Genomic DNA, 15,374 nt, shown 5'->3' with positions numbered 1-15,374 from the left:
TTATCTCATTTTGTTTTATAACATTCCGATTCGTTCTAAATATTTATTTACTTTTTATAACTAAAAGTAACAAAAGCTATTTAAAATAAGCACATATTTATGGATAGCACTTGAAGAATCGATCTTAATACGATGCTTATAAGGTGGAAAATATGAAATACCAATGGATTTTATTTGATGCGGATGAAACGCTGTTTTCGTTCAATTCATTTCTGGGGTTAAAAGTGATGATGGAACGCTATGGCGAGCCATTTAATGAACAAGATTATGAGCAATTTCAAACGGTTAATAAACCACTTTGGGTTGCTTATCAAAATAAAGAGATTACCGCACAAGATTTACAGCGGATCCGCTTTGAGAAAATTGCAAAACAAACAGGGCAAGAGCCATTAGCATTAAACCAAGAACTAATGGCAGAAATGGCATTGGTAAGCCTACCTTTAGAAGGTGTAAAGGAAATGCTAGATAGCTTATTTGGTAAAGTAAAAATGGCGATCATTACCAATGGCTTTCACTCTTTACAACAGAAACGCTTAGAGAATACGGCATTGAATAAATATTTTGATTTAGTCGTGGTATCTGAAACTGTTGGGGCTGCGAAACCTGCACCCCAAATTTTTGAATCTGCTTTTGCACAAATGGGAAATGTCGATAAACACGCTATTCTAATGGTTGGCGATACACTATCTTCCGATGTACAAGGTGGAATTAATGTAGGAATTGATACTTGTTGGTTTAATCCAACACAACAACCGAATCAAACAACGATTCAACCAACCTATGAAATTGCTTCTATTCTTGACTTAGTGAAGATTGTAAGCGGTTAAATTTAATGAAATTTTTACAGAAGTGAGCTTATTATGAAACTACAACAACTACGTTATATTGTCGAAATTGTAAACCAAAATCTCAATATTACTGAGGCAGCAGAAGTACTTTATACTTCTCAACCTGGGATTAGTAAGCAAGTACGCCTACTTGAAAGTGAGCTTGGGATCAACATTTTTGAGCGAAATGGCAAGCATATTAAAGGACTAACACCTGCAGGTGAAAAAATTGTAGCAATCTCTCGTGAGTTATTAGTAAAAGCTCAAAGTATTAAATCAGTAGCGGAAGAACAAACTCGCCCGAATCGTGGCGTTTTGCGTATTGCCACAACCAATACTCAAGCTCGTTATATGTTGCCTGATGTGATTGAGAAATTTAAAGCGAAATATCCCGAAGTTAGCTTACATCTACATCAAGGTTCACCAAACCAAATTTATGATGCGTTAATGGCAGGAGAGGTGGATCTTGCTATTACTACCGAAGCACAATATCTCTTTGAAAATGCAATATTGCTACCTTGCTATTTGTGGAATCGTTCAGTAATTGTCAAACCAGATCACCCTTTAGCACAATTAGCGAAACAAAATCAGAAATTAACGGTCGAAGAACTCGGTAAATATGATCTAATAACCTATACTTTTGGCTTTACAGGTCGCTCCGATCTCGATCACGCCTTTAATAAAGTCGGTATATTGCCAAATATTGTATTTACCGCAACCGATGCTGATGTGATCAAAACTTATGTTCGCTTAGGATTAGGTATTGGTATAATGGCATCAATGGCATATACGCAATATGATAAAGACTTAGTTGCAATTGATGCAAGCCATCTATTCCAATCAAGTATGACACAAATTGCATTTAAACGTGGAATGTTCTTGCGTAATTATATGTATGATTTTATTAGCTATTTTTCGCCACATTTAACTAAGATGAAGGTGGAAGAGGCTGAGCAGTTGCGAGATAACAATGCGATTTTACGCTTGTTTGAAAGCACCAATTTAGAGGAAAAATAATGAAATTATTAAATAAGTGTGTGGTATTAGCGTTCAGCTTCTTGGGGTTAAGTGCCAATCTTTTGGCAGAAAATTTTAATCTGAAATATAGCTCGAATTACTTAATGCCCGCTTATGTTCATTTCAAAAATGATGGCAAAAATTATTCAATTCAGTCAAAAATAAACGTGCCTTTATACAATATTGTATTCAATGCGAGCGGTTATGAGAGCAATCAACAATTTAAGATGCTGAGTTATCGAGATTCTCGTAATGGTAAAACTTATGCGATGGCTGAATTAGATTCAAGCACTATTCAGTATGGTAAGGTAAAAGAACCATTGAAAAAAGAAGCCTTAACCTTGCCAACATTTGATCTATTTACGTTAGCTTTCCAATTAAGTTATCACGATAAATTGCCGAATAGTTTTCAAACAACGAATGGTAAAAAGTTATATCCATCAGAAAATGTGGCACTAAATAAATCGCAAAAAACCGTTAAAGTAAAAGGGAATACCTATGAAGAAATTACCTATCAATTTAAAACCGGTGATAAATATATTACGGTAAAAAAATATGTAGGTGAAAAATTCCCACGCTATATTTCATATAGCCGAGATGGTGATAACTATGAATTAACGTTTGATAGTTTTGTCGTAAAATGAACTGAATGTATAAAACTGACTACTTTGTCCTATATACCAAGAATTAATTATTCAGAAATATTTACTGAGCAATTAAATTACATTAAGGCGAGTTAATCTTTTAAGATAGGAATCTCCTTTTGGTATGTCTATTAGATCAAATCTCTAGCACGATATCTATAGGTTTGCCAGCAGTCTGATACGGTTAGCCCTAAAAAGCTAACCGTATTTTATTAGACACAAACAGCTCGAATATAAAACAATAAACTGAATTAAAACTTTATTGTAGTTCTTTATACTTCATAATATAATTTATACCTAATTTTTGCCTTTTATACATTTTTACTTTTAAGGAATATCAAATGAAGATTCTTATTGACAGCACAGCACAGCACAGCACAGCACAGCACAGCACAGCACAGCACAGCACAGCACAGCAATAGCTTAGCTCATCATTTTAAACTTGCAGCAAGTTTTTCTCTTTTTTCTTCTCTTTTTCTTTCTGCTTATACCCAAGCACAAACAGTTTCTCATCTAGGTGTTACAACAGGCACAAATAGTGTTGCTATAGGTCAAGATAGCATTGCCACTTCAACAAATGGTATTGCGACAGGTTCTCAGGCGGTTGCAACAGGGAAAAACTTAAATCGTGATTCATTTAAAGCTGAAAAACAAAAATACGATCAAGTTTTAAATGAGATTGATAAGAGTACAAAAGCGATTACTCAAAAAAATACTGAGATCGCTGGCAAAAATACTGAAATTGATATTGTAAATGCTCGCTTAAAGGGGTATGAATCGTTAATTCCACATATTCAAGAAAAAGAAAGAAAGCTAGCAGACTTAGATAATCAAAAAACAGAAAAAGAAGCATTTATCGGTGATAAAACAACCGAAGTGAATACATTAAATACTCAGCTTGATCCATTACGTAAGAATGGTGAGCGAGATAGATATATATCTATATTTGATCTGTTAGTCAATTTAGAATGGTCTTCAAACAAAGCTGAGCAAGAACTTGCTAACAATTTAAAACAAAATGTTGATGGTAAACTCAGCAATCTGTCTAATTTTACCGTAGATGAGTACGCCACCTTAATTGCAGACTATAAAAGAAGAGAGGGGCAAATTTCAGGTAGTAGAGAAAGATTACAACAAGAGTTAAAAGATCTTGGCGATCGAATTTCATTCTTTAAACACGACAATAGTAGATTGATTGATAGTTATTATAACAATCAAAATAATAACACTAATTATTTACCTGACTTTGACTACAACCTACCCACCGAAGTCGAGATGAATAATGGTCCTTCTTATAACTCTCCTTTGCACGCATTGCTTGGAAAATATGGTTACCACGAATCTATTCAACTCCCTGACTATATCAATTTAGAGAATTTTTCGGCTTATTCATTTGATCGAATCAGACAACAGCCGACAGCTGAAATAAAAAATACCGCCATACTTCAAAGGGCATCGATAAAAAAATCTGAAGATCAGGGTGTCTTTACAGCAATTTTCACAGATGACATGGAAGGCTCTTGGATAAAAGATGACACCACTGGTGAAAGGCTAAATTTTGAATTGACTGATGTGTACTACTCAATAGAGGGCAACAAATCAAATTTATCATCTGATTTTATCAATGAGTATAACCAAGCACATTATGATAACTACTCACTGTTAAAAGGTGTGCGTTTTGGATTTAAGCACAAGGATGATAACCATACTATTTTACCAATGGGTGCTGATGCTACTCTCTTTATGATAGATAAAATCGCTGGCACAGGTACAGAAATCAACGACTTTTTAAATAGCTCAGATATCAGCTCGTTTAAAACATTCAATTCATATCTAAAACAATATAAAGAGGCAATCGACTGGAATTTTGACAAATCAGCGATTGATCTAAACGACTATAAGCCGAAACTGGAAAAAGTTATGGCTTATTACGATAAAATTGAGCGTGTTGTATCATTATATGAAGATATTATCGCTGAGCGTAAAAAAGAAAATGGCGGAGATCAAACCGTAGTAGATGAAAAAAGCCGTCAGTTACTACAGATTAAACAAGAGGTAATCCAAGGCTCAACAGATATGAGCAATTACCTTGCAGGTATTAAGCTAAAACTCAATGAAGACCAAGCCAGAGAGTACCTAGAATTTGGTAAAGATGAAGCTGATAAAATCCTTAAGGGGCTAAATGAAGAGCTAAGAGTTTATGATCCTGAAAGTGGCATTGTTAAAGGATTTAATACGGAGCTTAACAAATTAGTCACCAATTACGAAAATGCCCAAAAAGCCAAAGATGAAGCTGAAAAAGCATTAGCTAAAATCAATCAAGATATTGCCAATAACCAATTGACTGCTGAAGAACAAGAGAATGCTCAAAATATTGCAAATGCAGAGCAAGAAAAACAACAACGTGAGGCAGAAAAACAGCGTTTAGAAGATGACAAACGTGCAGCTGAAGCAGCCTTGGCTAAAGCACAAGATGATTTGGCAAAATCTGGTTTTGCTAACCTAGGCACAAATTCTTACGCACAGGGTCACCAAGCCTTTGCATCAGGAAATGATTCAATTGCGATTGGTACATCAGCAACAGCCACTCAAACAAATGCTATTGCTATTGGACATAATGCTACTGTTAATGCAGTTTCGGCGATTGCCTTAGGCAACTCGGCACAAGTTGCTCAAAATGCAGATAAAGGCGTTGCTATTGGTGATGGTGCGACTGTTAAACATACAAACAGCGTTGCTATTGGAGCAGGATCTACTACTTCTAGCGGTGCGAAAGATAACTATAACGCCCCATTAGGTGGTGATAGAACAAAAGCGGTTCCACAAGGGAAAGGAGCAGCAGGAGAATTTTCAGTAGGCTCGGAAGGGAATTTACGTAAAATTACCCACGTTGCGGCAGGGGAAAGTGACACAGATGTAGTAACCGTATGGCAATTAAAAGAAGCCATTGCAGCTATACCAAGAGCAGATATGCCAACAACGCCTAACCCAGTGGTGCCTGCACCAACGCCTGTGCCGACACCTGCACCAGAGCCAGTTATACTGGTTAAGCAAGAACCATCAACTTCCCCTGTAAATAATAATCCTATTACTGTGGGTAAAACCACAGGCGGCACTGAAGTAGATTTCCGCAATAAAAATGCAGAATCTCGCCGCTTAGTAGGTGTTGCTGCTGGTGTTAATGCTACTGATGCAGTGAATAAAGGCCAGTTAGATCAGGCTATCGGGCAAGTAAATAACCGTATTGACCAAGTAGATGGGCGAATTAACCAAGTAGATAAACGCATTAACCAAGTAGATAAAACTGCGAAAGCAGGTACTGCAAATGCTATTGCTGTAGCAAGTATGCCACAAGCCTATGCTCCGTCGCAAAACGTATTCTCTGTAGGCACTGGTAATTACAAAGGTGCAAATGCATTAGCTGTTGGTTTAAGCAGTGTTAGCGACAACGGAAAAGTTATTATTAAATTAAATGGTAGCGTTTCCGATAAAGATAATATGTCTGTTGGTGCTGGTATAGGATTTGCTTGGTAGCTTAAATATAAAAAATAAAATCTATAGGGTGTATTCAGTACACCCTATTTAAAGATAATTTATTAATAATGACATTTAAAATTATTCAGAGCATAAACAATGAAAACATCAAAGAAATTTCTATTTTTATTTATTATTAGTTTTTTAACTTCCAACAGTTTAGCTACAGATAAAACAGAAATTACAAGATATACTACAGCTAGAGTTGAGATTGATTATAGCGGTCACATTGGTGATTTTTTACAACAATTAGCATACAAATTAAATATTGCGTACTATAACTATCAAGCAGATCCACTATTAAAAATATCTGTTTATCAAGATAATAACGCTTCATTGCAAGATTTAATAAATAGTATTAACAAGCAAATGGATAAACAAAAAGTAATTATTGATTTAATGAATGATAAACCAACATTGGCATTGGTTAATAAAAATGTAAAATCTCTCATTGCTCCACAATTTATTGGGGATTTCGATTTTTCTAAAAATCTAGAAAATAATAAAGAAAACTCAGAAAAAAATATAAACCAGCTCGAAAATCTAGAAACTTCTGCAATTCACCCACAATCTGAAGATAATAAAAAACCAGAAGAAAATAATTTGAATGATAAGGAAAAATATATCCAAGAACAAGAAAGTAAGATGAAGAAATTCGTTTTATTAAGTCAAGATGAGAAACTTATCGCAAAATATAAAAGAAAAGCACCATTATACACTGTAAATAATAAGGAGATTATTCAATTAGATAATATCAGAAGTACAAAACTAAATACATTTTTAGTCTTTGAACATAATATCAATGTTGAAGATTATCAGATTGATGGTAATTTTGAAGATATTGCTAAATTAGGTAATATTGTAGCCATATTACACCGTAAAAAGTCTCCACCTAAGTCAATTACCATCACAACCAAAAATAACCAAAAAGTTGAAATCATTAAAACCAATTAGCTACACCCTAATAACTGCTACTAACTTTCACCACCGAAATAGAATTTTTCGGAGAGCCTTCAATAACTCGATCAGAATAGTTAAGATAAACTACCGCTTTATTTTCAAAATCAATAAAGCGGACAACTTGCATTGATTTAAAGAGCAAAGATGTTTTACGTTTAAATACCTGTTCTTTCTGCCCTTTCTTCGCCGCTTTATTCAAATCGTCATCTGAAATATTACCTGTTTGTACACAGTGAATAGAACCATCGGATGTATCTTCTTCTAAACCAACAACTTCCTTTAATCCGCCTTTTTCAGCGTAAGAAAGATAGCAAGTAACATTTAGATCTTTATCCTGAAACCCAACAACTTCAATACGATCATTTTTGCCTAACGCATTCCACTTCGTTGAAACCGATCCTAATCGAATTAAATCATCACTGGCTTGAACGCTTGTATTTGCCAAAAAACCTAGCCCTAAAGCGAATATTACTCCTTTTAGTTGTACTTTCATTTTTATTTCCTCTTGTAAAAAAATCTACTTATCTCACCGCTTATTAAGGCTTTGTGATATTACCATTGCGAGTTTCTGTACTCACTGTGGTACTTTGTGGTTTACCCGAAAAATCAGCATTATCAAACTCACCTGATGTTTTGCCTAATAAGAAATTTCGATACTCTTTAACCCACATTGCCGATGCCCCACAAACCGCCACAGGCATTGCGACTAAATTTAAAAATGGTACCATCATAAATAAACTGACTAATGAGCCAAAAGTAAAATTCATTATACGGCGTTGCCCAAGTGCATTTCGCATACGAGCAAAACTAATTTTGTGATTATCAAACGGATAATCACAATATTGAATCGCTAATAACCACGCACCAAACATAAAAGTGAGTACAGGCACAATCGTTTGCCCAAGCACAGGCACGAATCCTAGTAAAAATAAGGCAAGCAAACGTGGAATGCTGTACCACATTTTTTGCCATTCTCGTTTTAACATTCTAGGCACATCTTTCAATAATTCTGCCATACTCATTTCTGTTAGCTTTTCACCTGTAAGTTGTTGTTCCACTTTTTCCGCCAGTAGAGCATTAAAAGGAGCAGCAATAAAGTTTGCTAATGTAGTAAAAGCAAAATAGAACAGCACAATAATCATCAAAAAAATAAGTGGAATTAAAATAAAACTAAGCCACTCTAGCCAAGAAGGCAACATTGCATCAAGTAATCCACCAATATTTGCAAAAAATAACCAAATTAAGCCTACCATTAAAATGGTGTTGATAATGACAGGTAATACCACAAAAGGCATTAATTGACGTTGTAGCAATAGTCGCCAGCCATAAATAAAATAGTGAAAACCAGCTCCAGCTTGGCTTTCTGGCGATTCAAATGGAGAAGACATTATTACCTCACTTAATTTCTCAATTTTTGAAAAGAAATATGGTAAGCTATGCACTCTGTTTTCGTAAAGAGTGAAATTCTAATTTCACTTATTTTTTTACTAAGAGGACTCTATGGAAACGTCTATTCTTTTCTTTATTTTAGCTGGATTGTTAATTGCAATCTTAGTTGGATACAGCTTATGGTCTGCACGCCGTGAGAAGTCACGTATTTTCTCGAATACGTTTTCTACTCGTCCGCCATCAACACCAATAAACAATACGCTCCAAAGTGAAATTCCACAGACATTACAGTCCACAAGCATTGATCCGCATTTACAAGGCAATTCACTTGCACCGAATCAGAATGATTTTGAGCAAATTCAGCAAGAAGTGAAAGAGATAAAAATCAGCTTACCAAATCAACCTAGTGAACAAGTTGCAGTAGGGCAACCTACTTTTTCACAAACCTTACCGCAAGAAGATCGTCCAATCAGTATTCAAGTTAATAGCACTGAAAATATACAATCAGTTCAATTAGAAGAGCCTGCTCCTGCTACTACACAACCACAAATTATTACACTTTATGTGGTTGCTGCTGAAGGTCAGCAATTTCGTGGCGATGTGATTGCTCAACAACTTGATGCTTTAGGTTTCCAATATGGTGAATATCAAATTTTCCACCGTCATTTAGATAACAGTGCTAGCCCTGTGCTATTTAGTGTGGCGAATATGATGCAACCAGGTGTTTTTGATTTGGCGAAGATGGACCAATTTAGTACCGTAGGGCTAGTTTTCTTTATGCACCTACCGTCAGCAGGTAATGATTTAGTTAATCTACGCTTGATGATCCGTACCGTAGAAAGTTTTGCTCAATCTGTGAATGGTTTTGTATTAAATGAAGAACGAGAAATTTTTGATGATTATTCTCGTGAGCAATATTTATTAAAAGTAGCAAAATAATTGCAATCTTTTCCCAAAATCTGACCGCTTGTAAGCGGTCTTTTTTATCAAGATAATTTACCTATGACAACACAAATCAAGCAACAATTAGATCAACTTAAAGAAACGTTACGCCAATACGAATATCACTACCACGTTTTAGATAACCCGCTTGTTCCCGATGCCGAATATGATCGCTTAATGAATGAGCTAAAAAGCCTAGAGTGGCAATATCCCGATTTGATTACCACTGACTCGCCAACTCAGCGAGTGGGAGCAAAACCCCTTGATGGCTTTGCACAGATCACCCACGAGATCCCAATGCTCTCTTTAGACAACGCCTTTAGTAAGGACGATCTTGATGGTTTCTTACGCCGAATTGAAGATCGTATTCCCGTCAAGAGCCAGCAACTTGAATTTTGCTGTGAACCAAAATTAGACGGTTTAGCAGTCAGTATTCTCTATGTAAATGGTATTTTAACCCAAGCCGCAACAAGGGGAGATGGAAGCACTGGTGAAGATATTACTGCAAACATTCGTACTATCCGCAATATTCCGCTGAAATTAAATACACCTAATCCACCTGCTCGTTTAGAAGTACGGGGTGAAGTTTTTATGCCACAGCAAGGCTTTGAACAACTGAATGAACGTGCATTGGCAAAAGGAGAAAAAACTTTTGCTAATCCACGCAATGCGGCAGCTGGTTCGCTACGTCAGCTTGACCCGAAAATTACTAGCCAGCGTCCACTAGTACTGAATGCGTACAGTATCGGTGTTTATGAAAGTGATGATCAACTTCCAAGTAGCCATTTTGAACGCTTGCAATGGCTAAAAAGCCTTGGTATTCCCGTTAATAGCGAAATTAAATTAGCTCAAGGACGTGAACAGCTACTGGCGTTCTATCAACATATTCAACAAAAACGTAGCTCACTTGGCTACGATATTGATGGAACAGTCTTAAAAGTAAACGATATTGCACTACAAGAACAACTTGGTTTTATCTCTAAAGCACCACGTTGGGCAATTGCGTATAAATTCCCTGCTCAAGAAGAGATGACTATTTTGAAAGATGTGGAATTTCAAGTGGGAAGAACAGGAGCAATTACCCCTGTGGCAAAATTAGAACCCGTTTTTGTTGCAGGGGTAACAGTAAGTAATGCAACTTTACATAACGGTGATGAAATTGAGCGTCTTGGCATTGCGATTGGCGATACCGTTATCATTCGCCGAGCAGGCGATGTCATTCCGCAAATTATAGGTGTTGTTGCTGATCGCCGTCCTGAATCAGCAAAAAAAATTGAGTTTCCGACCGCTTGTCCTGTCTGTCAATCTGCCGTTGTGCGTGTTGATGGTGAAGCTGTTGCTCGTTGTACGGGTGGGTTATTCTGTGGCGCTCAACGCAAAGAAGCCTTAAAACACTTTGTTTCTCGTAAGGCAATGGATATTGATGGCGTAGGTGAAAAGCTGATCGAGCAACTAATGGAACGTGAGCTTATTCACACCCCTGCCGATCTTTTCAAACTGGATCAGATTACCTTAATGCGTTTAGAACGAATGGGTGAAAAATCTGCCTATAATGCTTTGACCAGTATTGAAAAAGCCAAAAATACCACCCTTGCACGCTTTCTATTTGCTTTAGGCATTCGTGATGTCGGCGAATCGACTGCTCAAAATCTTGCAAAACATTTTGGTAATCTCACCGCTATCCGCAATGCGAATTTAGAACAGCTTCGAGAAGTTCAAGATGTCGGTGAAGTCGTGGCTAATCGCCTTTATCAATTCTGGCAAGAACCACATAATGTTAGCGTAGTGGAAGATTTGATTGCACAAGGCGTGAACTGGCAAGATGTGGTTCAACAAGAAGTTGCAGATAATCCGTTAAAAGATAAAACCGTTGTATTAACAGGCACATTGACACAATTAACCCGAGATCAAGCAAAAGAAATTTTACAGAATTTAGGCTGTAAAGTATCGGGGAGTGTTTCAAGTAAAACGGATTACCTTATTGCTGGTGAAAAAGCAGGTTCAAAATTAGCGAAAGCACAGGAACTTGGTGTAAAAATTCTAACTGAGCAAGATTTAGTTAATTTGGTGGGGCTATAAGATGGCAGATCCACATATTCAATCGCCGATGGATTTTTGGGATTACCTAACGGTAATCCTTTACCGTTTAGGCTTTTGTATTGCTACAACAATGATTGGGGGAATACCGTTTTATCCTGAAATAGCACAATACGGCTTACTAGTTGCAGGAACGATGCTCGCCTCATCGCTCCATTTATACCTAAAATCTATCCGCTTAACTTTTCAATTTGTGATATGGCTTGGACTACTCTGCCAAATCTTCGGATTTAAAGAATTAGCACTCGGTGCGGTATTTGCTGTTATAGCAGGGCTATGCTACAAAGAGTATTTCTGTTTTCGTATTATTGGGCTTAATTTTCAGCCTATCTTACTCCTGCTCCTATGGTTGAGCTTACTCTTTAACTGGCAAGAACTTAGCCACATACTTGCGTTAATTTGTAGCTTGCTCCTACTGCTACTCTCTATTCAAAAATGGCGAATGCCGTTACATTTTGATATTGGTGATAAGCAGAAATATCAGATTTGAATAATTATTAAAAAAGGGCGTATCGCCCCTTACAGACTGATGACAAACTTCAAAAGAACATAAAATCTGTAGGGTGGGCTTTAGCCCACCCTACACTAAATAAGTTCGTTAATAATCTGAAAAGGGCGTATCGCCCCTTATATTTTATTACTGCTTCATTGTTTCTGAGGTTTATCCAGCTGTACTGGTAAAATCAAACTCAATGGACGTTGCTTTAAGATTTCCCATACACAGCCTGCAATTTTACGCCAACTATTTACTTCGGCATCAAGTGAACGTAATGCTACCCATAACGTTAATGAGAAGCTCACAATTAGGTTTACTAAACCAATCGTTAATACAAAGGCAAGGCTTTGCCAAAAAATTGCCATTGAGAGATCACCACTCACAGTGGCATAGCCTAAATTAGCAGAAGAAAGTGCAACGTGGCGGATATCTAGTGGTAGCCCAGTTAAATAGCCCACTAGCCCCGTTAGACCCAGTAGTAAACCGAAACAGAAATTCCCCATTATTGAGCCATAATTATCGTGCATATAATCTGCAAATTTGCTACGTATTCCTGATGGCATTATGCGTTTTAATACGGGGTGTTCTCTTAAACGCATTCTTAAATTAAGGTAGTTACAACGATTATCAAAAAATCCTGAAATAATCCCTGCACAGAATAACCACACCCCAGCAATAGCAGCAAACCATAATGTTCCTTGTGTAATATCAATACTGTGTAGCTGATAGGCAATCTGTTCTGCACTTAAGAAAGCAGAGCCGAAATAATGCTCATAGCCAATCGCAATTACTGCGGATAGTAATAATGCAACGGACACATTACCTAAAACCGCAACACTTTGTGAGCGAAATACGTCAATGAGTAATTGGGCTAATTGCATATCGACAGATCGTCCTTGAGGATTTTTCTGTACCGCTTCCGCAAAACGAGCCGCTGTCATTGCTGGTTGTTTGGTTGCAACGGAGAAATGCAACATAAAAATCACAATAAAACCGAAGCTATAATTTAAGGCTTCTAAAATACTTTTAAGAACCTTATCATCGACACTATTACCGATATAAATTTTAATTAGAGCAATAAATGCAATCAGTACACCTCCCCCTGCTGCCGATGAAAACATTTCCCAATACTCTTTAGCATTTCGAGTAATATAATGCTCACCGTGGTCGCTGGTATTTTGTGTAATGCTACGAGAAAGCATTTTGACACTCTGTTTCCATAGGCTTGAAACACTGTGTTGATCTGCTGATGCTACCGCTAATGTCCCTGTTAAAACTAAAATTCGGCGTGGTAAAAAACGGTTAGATGCAAACACGTCCATCAACATTGCCAATCGCTCTAAGGTTTGGCTTAATCGCTCCAATAAATGTGCCACACCTAATGAAGAACCTGTAGTTGCCCCCTTTTTCTGTAAACGTTCAATCAACTCTTGGCACTGAACAAACATTACTTCCAGATGGCTACTATCGTAAATTTCATTCTTACGGCGACTTTCCACCCAGTTAGCGACTTCACGCTGTAAAGCAACAAGAGGGCTATCTGCATCAAGCAAACCTGGCTCTAAACGCATTAATTCAGGTTCCATCTCTTCTGCTGCAATCCAAATCGCTAGCATTTCAATTGCATACAACCCCTCATAACGCATATGATTACTCACCGTTTCTCGCTCGTGTGGTGTAGCATAACGGCGTAATAGGTTAAGTAAAGCGTCCCAGTACTGCATAGGAACGGTATTGAGCCATTTTGCATCGTCTTTATCATTAAACAGCAGTACAAATATGTCCCGTAGATCTCTTGCATCTTTAAATGATGGGTTAATCCGTTCATATAATCGCACTCGCATTTCTCGACCAAATCCACCACGAGCCAAAATACCACGACTAATAAATAACGGATATAAACGCATTCCACATAACCAACGACAAAACTGACTGGCTAATTTTTCGCCTAACCCTCTATTCTGTTTTAATAATTTAATCAGAAAATATAAGCGTTGTTGTGCGTCTTTTCCTTGATTTTCTCGTAACCACTCGCACAATTCATTTAATAATCCAAATGTATCGTTTTCTGTTAATTTCTGTTCAATAAAAAGTGTAAGTGCGGTTATCTCAGTAAATTGTTTTCCTGACAAAACGGAGTTCTCCTATTTATTTTTATATCAAATTATTTTCCAAAGTTTAGTCTGATTACCAAGAATACTAAAAGTTGCTTAATCTAGCAAAATTTACATAAGGTGGTGAAAGTATCATTCTATAAAAAATACGTCTTTTATAGTATTATTTCCCCATAATAAAAGACAACAAGCGGTAAGATCACTGCGTTTTTTTGCAAAACTTTCCACCAATCTTACCGCTTACTTTATGGAAAGAATAAATGAAACAAAATTATTATCGTGGGCGTTTTTCTGTTGCACCAATGCTTGACTGGACAACTCGCCACTGTCGCTATTTTCATCGACAATTTACGCAACATAGTTTGCTTTATAGCGAAATGATTACTGCCCCTGCTATTTTGCACGCCAAGTATGATTTACTTGCTTATGATCCTGCTGAAAATCCTGTGGCTTTACAACTTGGTGGGAGCGATCCTGCTCAGTTAGCACAATGTGCCAAATTAGTCGCAGAACGAGGCTATGCGGAGATCAATCTGAATGTCGGTTGCCCGTCAGATCGAGTACAAAATGGAATGTTCGGTGCTTGCTTAATGGGCAATGCGGATTTAGTCGCACAATGTGTTTCAGCAATGCAGCAACAAGTGTCCATTCCTGTTACAGTAAAACATCGCATTGGGATTGATGAGCTAGATAGTTACGAATTTTTATGTGAATTTATTGAGAAAATCCAACCTTATTGTAATGACTTTATTGTTCACGCCCGTAAAGCGTGGCTATCAGGGTTAAGCCCGAAAGAAAATCGAGAAATCCCACCGCTTGACTATGAGCGTGTTTATCAGCTTAAACGAGATTTCTCCCACCTAAAAATCAGTATCAACGGGGGAATTAAAACCATTGATGAAATTAAACAGCATCTTGAATATGTTGATGGTGTAATGGTGGGGCGTGAAGCCTATCAAAACCCAAGTTTATTAGGTGAGATCGATCGTGCTTTATTTGATGAAAATGCACCAATAATTACCGCCAAACAAGCAGTAGAAAAGATGTTGCCATATATAGAACAACAGCTCAATCAAGGGGTTTATCTCAATCATATTGCTCGCCATATTCTTGGTGCATTTCAAAACTGCAAAGGGGCAAGACAATGGCGCCGCCATTTAAGTGAAAACGCCTGCAAACAAGGAGCAGGCGTGGAAGTGGTTCAACAGGCGTTGAGTTTTGTCGAAACGAACTAGTATGTTAAAAACAAGATCAATTAAGTTATTGACATCAATTTTCATTCCTACGCCAAACGTAGTATTTCTACACAGTAGTTTGATGTGTTTATACTAGGCCATTTTGAATCAAAAAAGTT

At 37.1% G+C, this 15,374-nt stretch carries 12 protein-coding genes; 9 read left to right on the top strand and 3 right to left on the bottom strand.

Annotated features, from left to right (window positions below):
* Positions 1–152 precede the first annotated feature (152 nt).
* The 5 genes from yjjG (at position 153) to ACWIW0_RS00130 (ending at position 6,976) form a co-directional block, all read left to right on the top strand.
* Entirely contained in the window at positions 153–827 is a 675-nt protein-coding gene (yjjG, locus tag ACWIW0_RS00150; protein ID WP_454451704.1) for a pyrimidine 5'-nucleotidase, read from the top strand.
* A 33-nt stretch (positions 828–860) separates the two neighbouring features.
* Complete coding sequence (gene cysB / locus ACWIW0_RS00145) at positions 861–1,844, top strand: HTH-type transcriptional regulator CysB (protein WP_454446650.1); 984 nt, start codon at positions 861–863, stop codon at positions 1,842–1,844.
* Positions 1,844–2,488: a hypothetical protein gene (locus ACWIW0_RS00140; RefSeq protein ID WP_454451703.1), complete on the top strand. Its 645-nt coding sequence runs from the start codon at positions 1,844–1,846 to the stop codon at positions 2,486–2,488. Before cysB ends, ACWIW0_RS00140 begins: the two co-directional genes overlap by 1 nt.
* A gap of 354 nt (positions 2,489–2,842) precedes the next feature.
* Positions 2,843–6,022 (top strand): YadA-like family protein, encoded by a 3,180-nt coding sequence (locus tag ACWIW0_RS00135; RefSeq protein WP_454451702.1) that lies wholly within the window; start codon positions 2,843–2,845, stop codon positions 6,020–6,022.
* Positions 6,023–6,121: 99 nt separating this feature from the next.
* Positions 6,122–6,976, top strand: coding sequence for a hypothetical protein (locus ACWIW0_RS00130; protein ID WP_454451701.1), 855 nt, complete (start codon positions 6,122–6,124; stop codon positions 6,974–6,976).
* A gap of 7 nt (positions 6,977–6,983) precedes the next feature.
* On the opposite strand, the gene ACWIW0_RS00125 is transcribed toward ACWIW0_RS00130, so the two are convergent.
* On the bottom strand, positions 6,984–7,475 hold the full coding sequence (locus ACWIW0_RS00125; RefSeq protein WP_454451700.1) for a CreA family protein: 492 nt from the start codon (positions 7,473–7,475) through the stop codon (positions 6,984–6,986).
* Positions 7,476–7,518: 43 nt separating this feature from the next.
* Positions 7,519–8,370 carry a sulfate transporter CysZ gene (gene cysZ / locus ACWIW0_RS00120; protein ID WP_454451699.1) on the bottom strand — a complete coding sequence of 284 codons (852 nt, stop codon included), beginning with the start codon at positions 8,368–8,370 and terminating at the stop codon, positions 7,519–7,521.
* A gap of 112 nt (positions 8,371–8,482) precedes the next feature.
* Between cysZ and zipA the strand changes: the two genes are divergently transcribed.
* The 3 genes from zipA (at position 8,483) to ACWIW0_RS00105 (ending at position 11,900) form a co-directional block, all read left to right on the top strand.
* Positions 8,483–9,310 carry a cell division protein ZipA gene (zipA, locus tag ACWIW0_RS00115; RefSeq protein WP_454451698.1) on the top strand — a complete coding sequence of 276 codons (828 nt, stop codon included), beginning with the start codon at positions 8,483–8,485 and terminating at the stop codon, positions 9,308–9,310.
* Between the two features lie 63 nt (positions 9,311–9,373).
* Positions 9,374–11,392 (top strand): NAD-dependent DNA ligase LigA, encoded by a 2,019-nt coding sequence (gene ligA, locus ACWIW0_RS00110; RefSeq protein ID WP_454451697.1) that lies wholly within the window; start codon positions 9,374–9,376, stop codon positions 11,390–11,392.
* A 1-nt stretch (position 11,393) separates the two neighbouring features.
* A complete protein-coding gene (locus ACWIW0_RS00105; protein WP_454451696.1) occupies positions 11,394–11,900 on the top strand; it encodes a DUF2301 domain-containing membrane protein in 507 nt (168 codons plus the stop codon).
* A 155-nt stretch (positions 11,901–12,055) separates the two neighbouring features.
* Here the strand turns inward: ACWIW0_RS00105 and ACWIW0_RS00100 are convergent, their stop codons facing one another.
* Positions 12,056–14,038 carry a site-specific recombinase gene (locus ACWIW0_RS00100; protein WP_454451695.1) on the bottom strand — a complete coding sequence of 661 codons (1,983 nt, stop codon included), beginning with the start codon at positions 14,036–14,038 and terminating at the stop codon, positions 12,056–12,058.
* Positions 14,039–14,280: 242 nt separating this feature from the next.
* Here ACWIW0_RS00100 and dusA point away from each other — a divergent pair, with 242 nt between their 5' ends.
* Positions 14,281–15,255, top strand: coding sequence for a tRNA dihydrouridine(20/20a) synthase DusA (dusA, locus tag ACWIW0_RS00095; protein ID WP_454451694.1), 975 nt, complete (start codon positions 14,281–14,283; stop codon positions 15,253–15,255).
* Positions 15,256–15,374 lie beyond the last annotated feature (119 nt).

Source organism: Ursidibacter sp. B-7004-1 (assembly GCF_053654055.1).
Note: the sequence above shows the minus strand (reverse complement) of the source record. Positions and strands in the feature narration are given on the sequence as shown.

What these genes read in the sequence shown, in the direction of transcription:
- ACWIW0_RS00140 (WP_454451703.1), top strand. Translation starts at nt 1,844, where the DNA reads ATGAAATTATTAAATAAGTGTGTGGTATTAGCGTTCAGCTTCTTGGGG.
- ligA (WP_454451697.1), top strand. Translation starts at nt 9,374, where the DNA reads ATGACAACACAAATCAAGCAACAATTAGATCAACTTAAAGAAACGTTA.
- ACWIW0_RS00130 (WP_454451701.1), top strand. Translation starts at nt 6,122, where the DNA reads ATGAAAACATCAAAGAAATTTCTATTTTTATTTATTATTAGTTTTTTA.
- cysB (WP_454446650.1), top strand. Translation starts at nt 861, where the DNA reads ATGAAACTACAACAACTACGTTATATTGTCGAAATTGTAAACCAAAAT.
- zipA (WP_454451698.1), top strand. Translation starts at nt 8,483, where the DNA reads ATGGAAACGTCTATTCTTTTCTTTATTTTAGCTGGATTGTTAATTGCA.
- dusA (WP_454451694.1), top strand. Translation starts at nt 14,281, where the DNA reads ATGAAACAAAATTATTATCGTGGGCGTTTTTCTGTTGCACCAATGCTT.
- ACWIW0_RS00125 (WP_454451700.1), bottom strand. Translation starts at nt 7,475, where the DNA reads ATGAAAGTACAACTAAAAGGAGTAATATTCGCTTTAGGGCTAGGTTTT.
- cysZ (WP_454451699.1), bottom strand. Translation starts at nt 8,370, where the DNA reads ATGTCTTCTCCATTTGAATCGCCAGAAAGCCAAGCTGGAGCTGGTTTT.
- yjjG (WP_454451704.1), top strand. Translation starts at nt 153, where the DNA reads ATGAAATACCAATGGATTTTATTTGATGCGGATGAAACGCTGTTTTCG.
- ACWIW0_RS00105 (WP_454451696.1), top strand. Translation starts at nt 11,394, where the DNA reads ATGGCAGATCCACATATTCAATCGCCGATGGATTTTTGGGATTACCTA.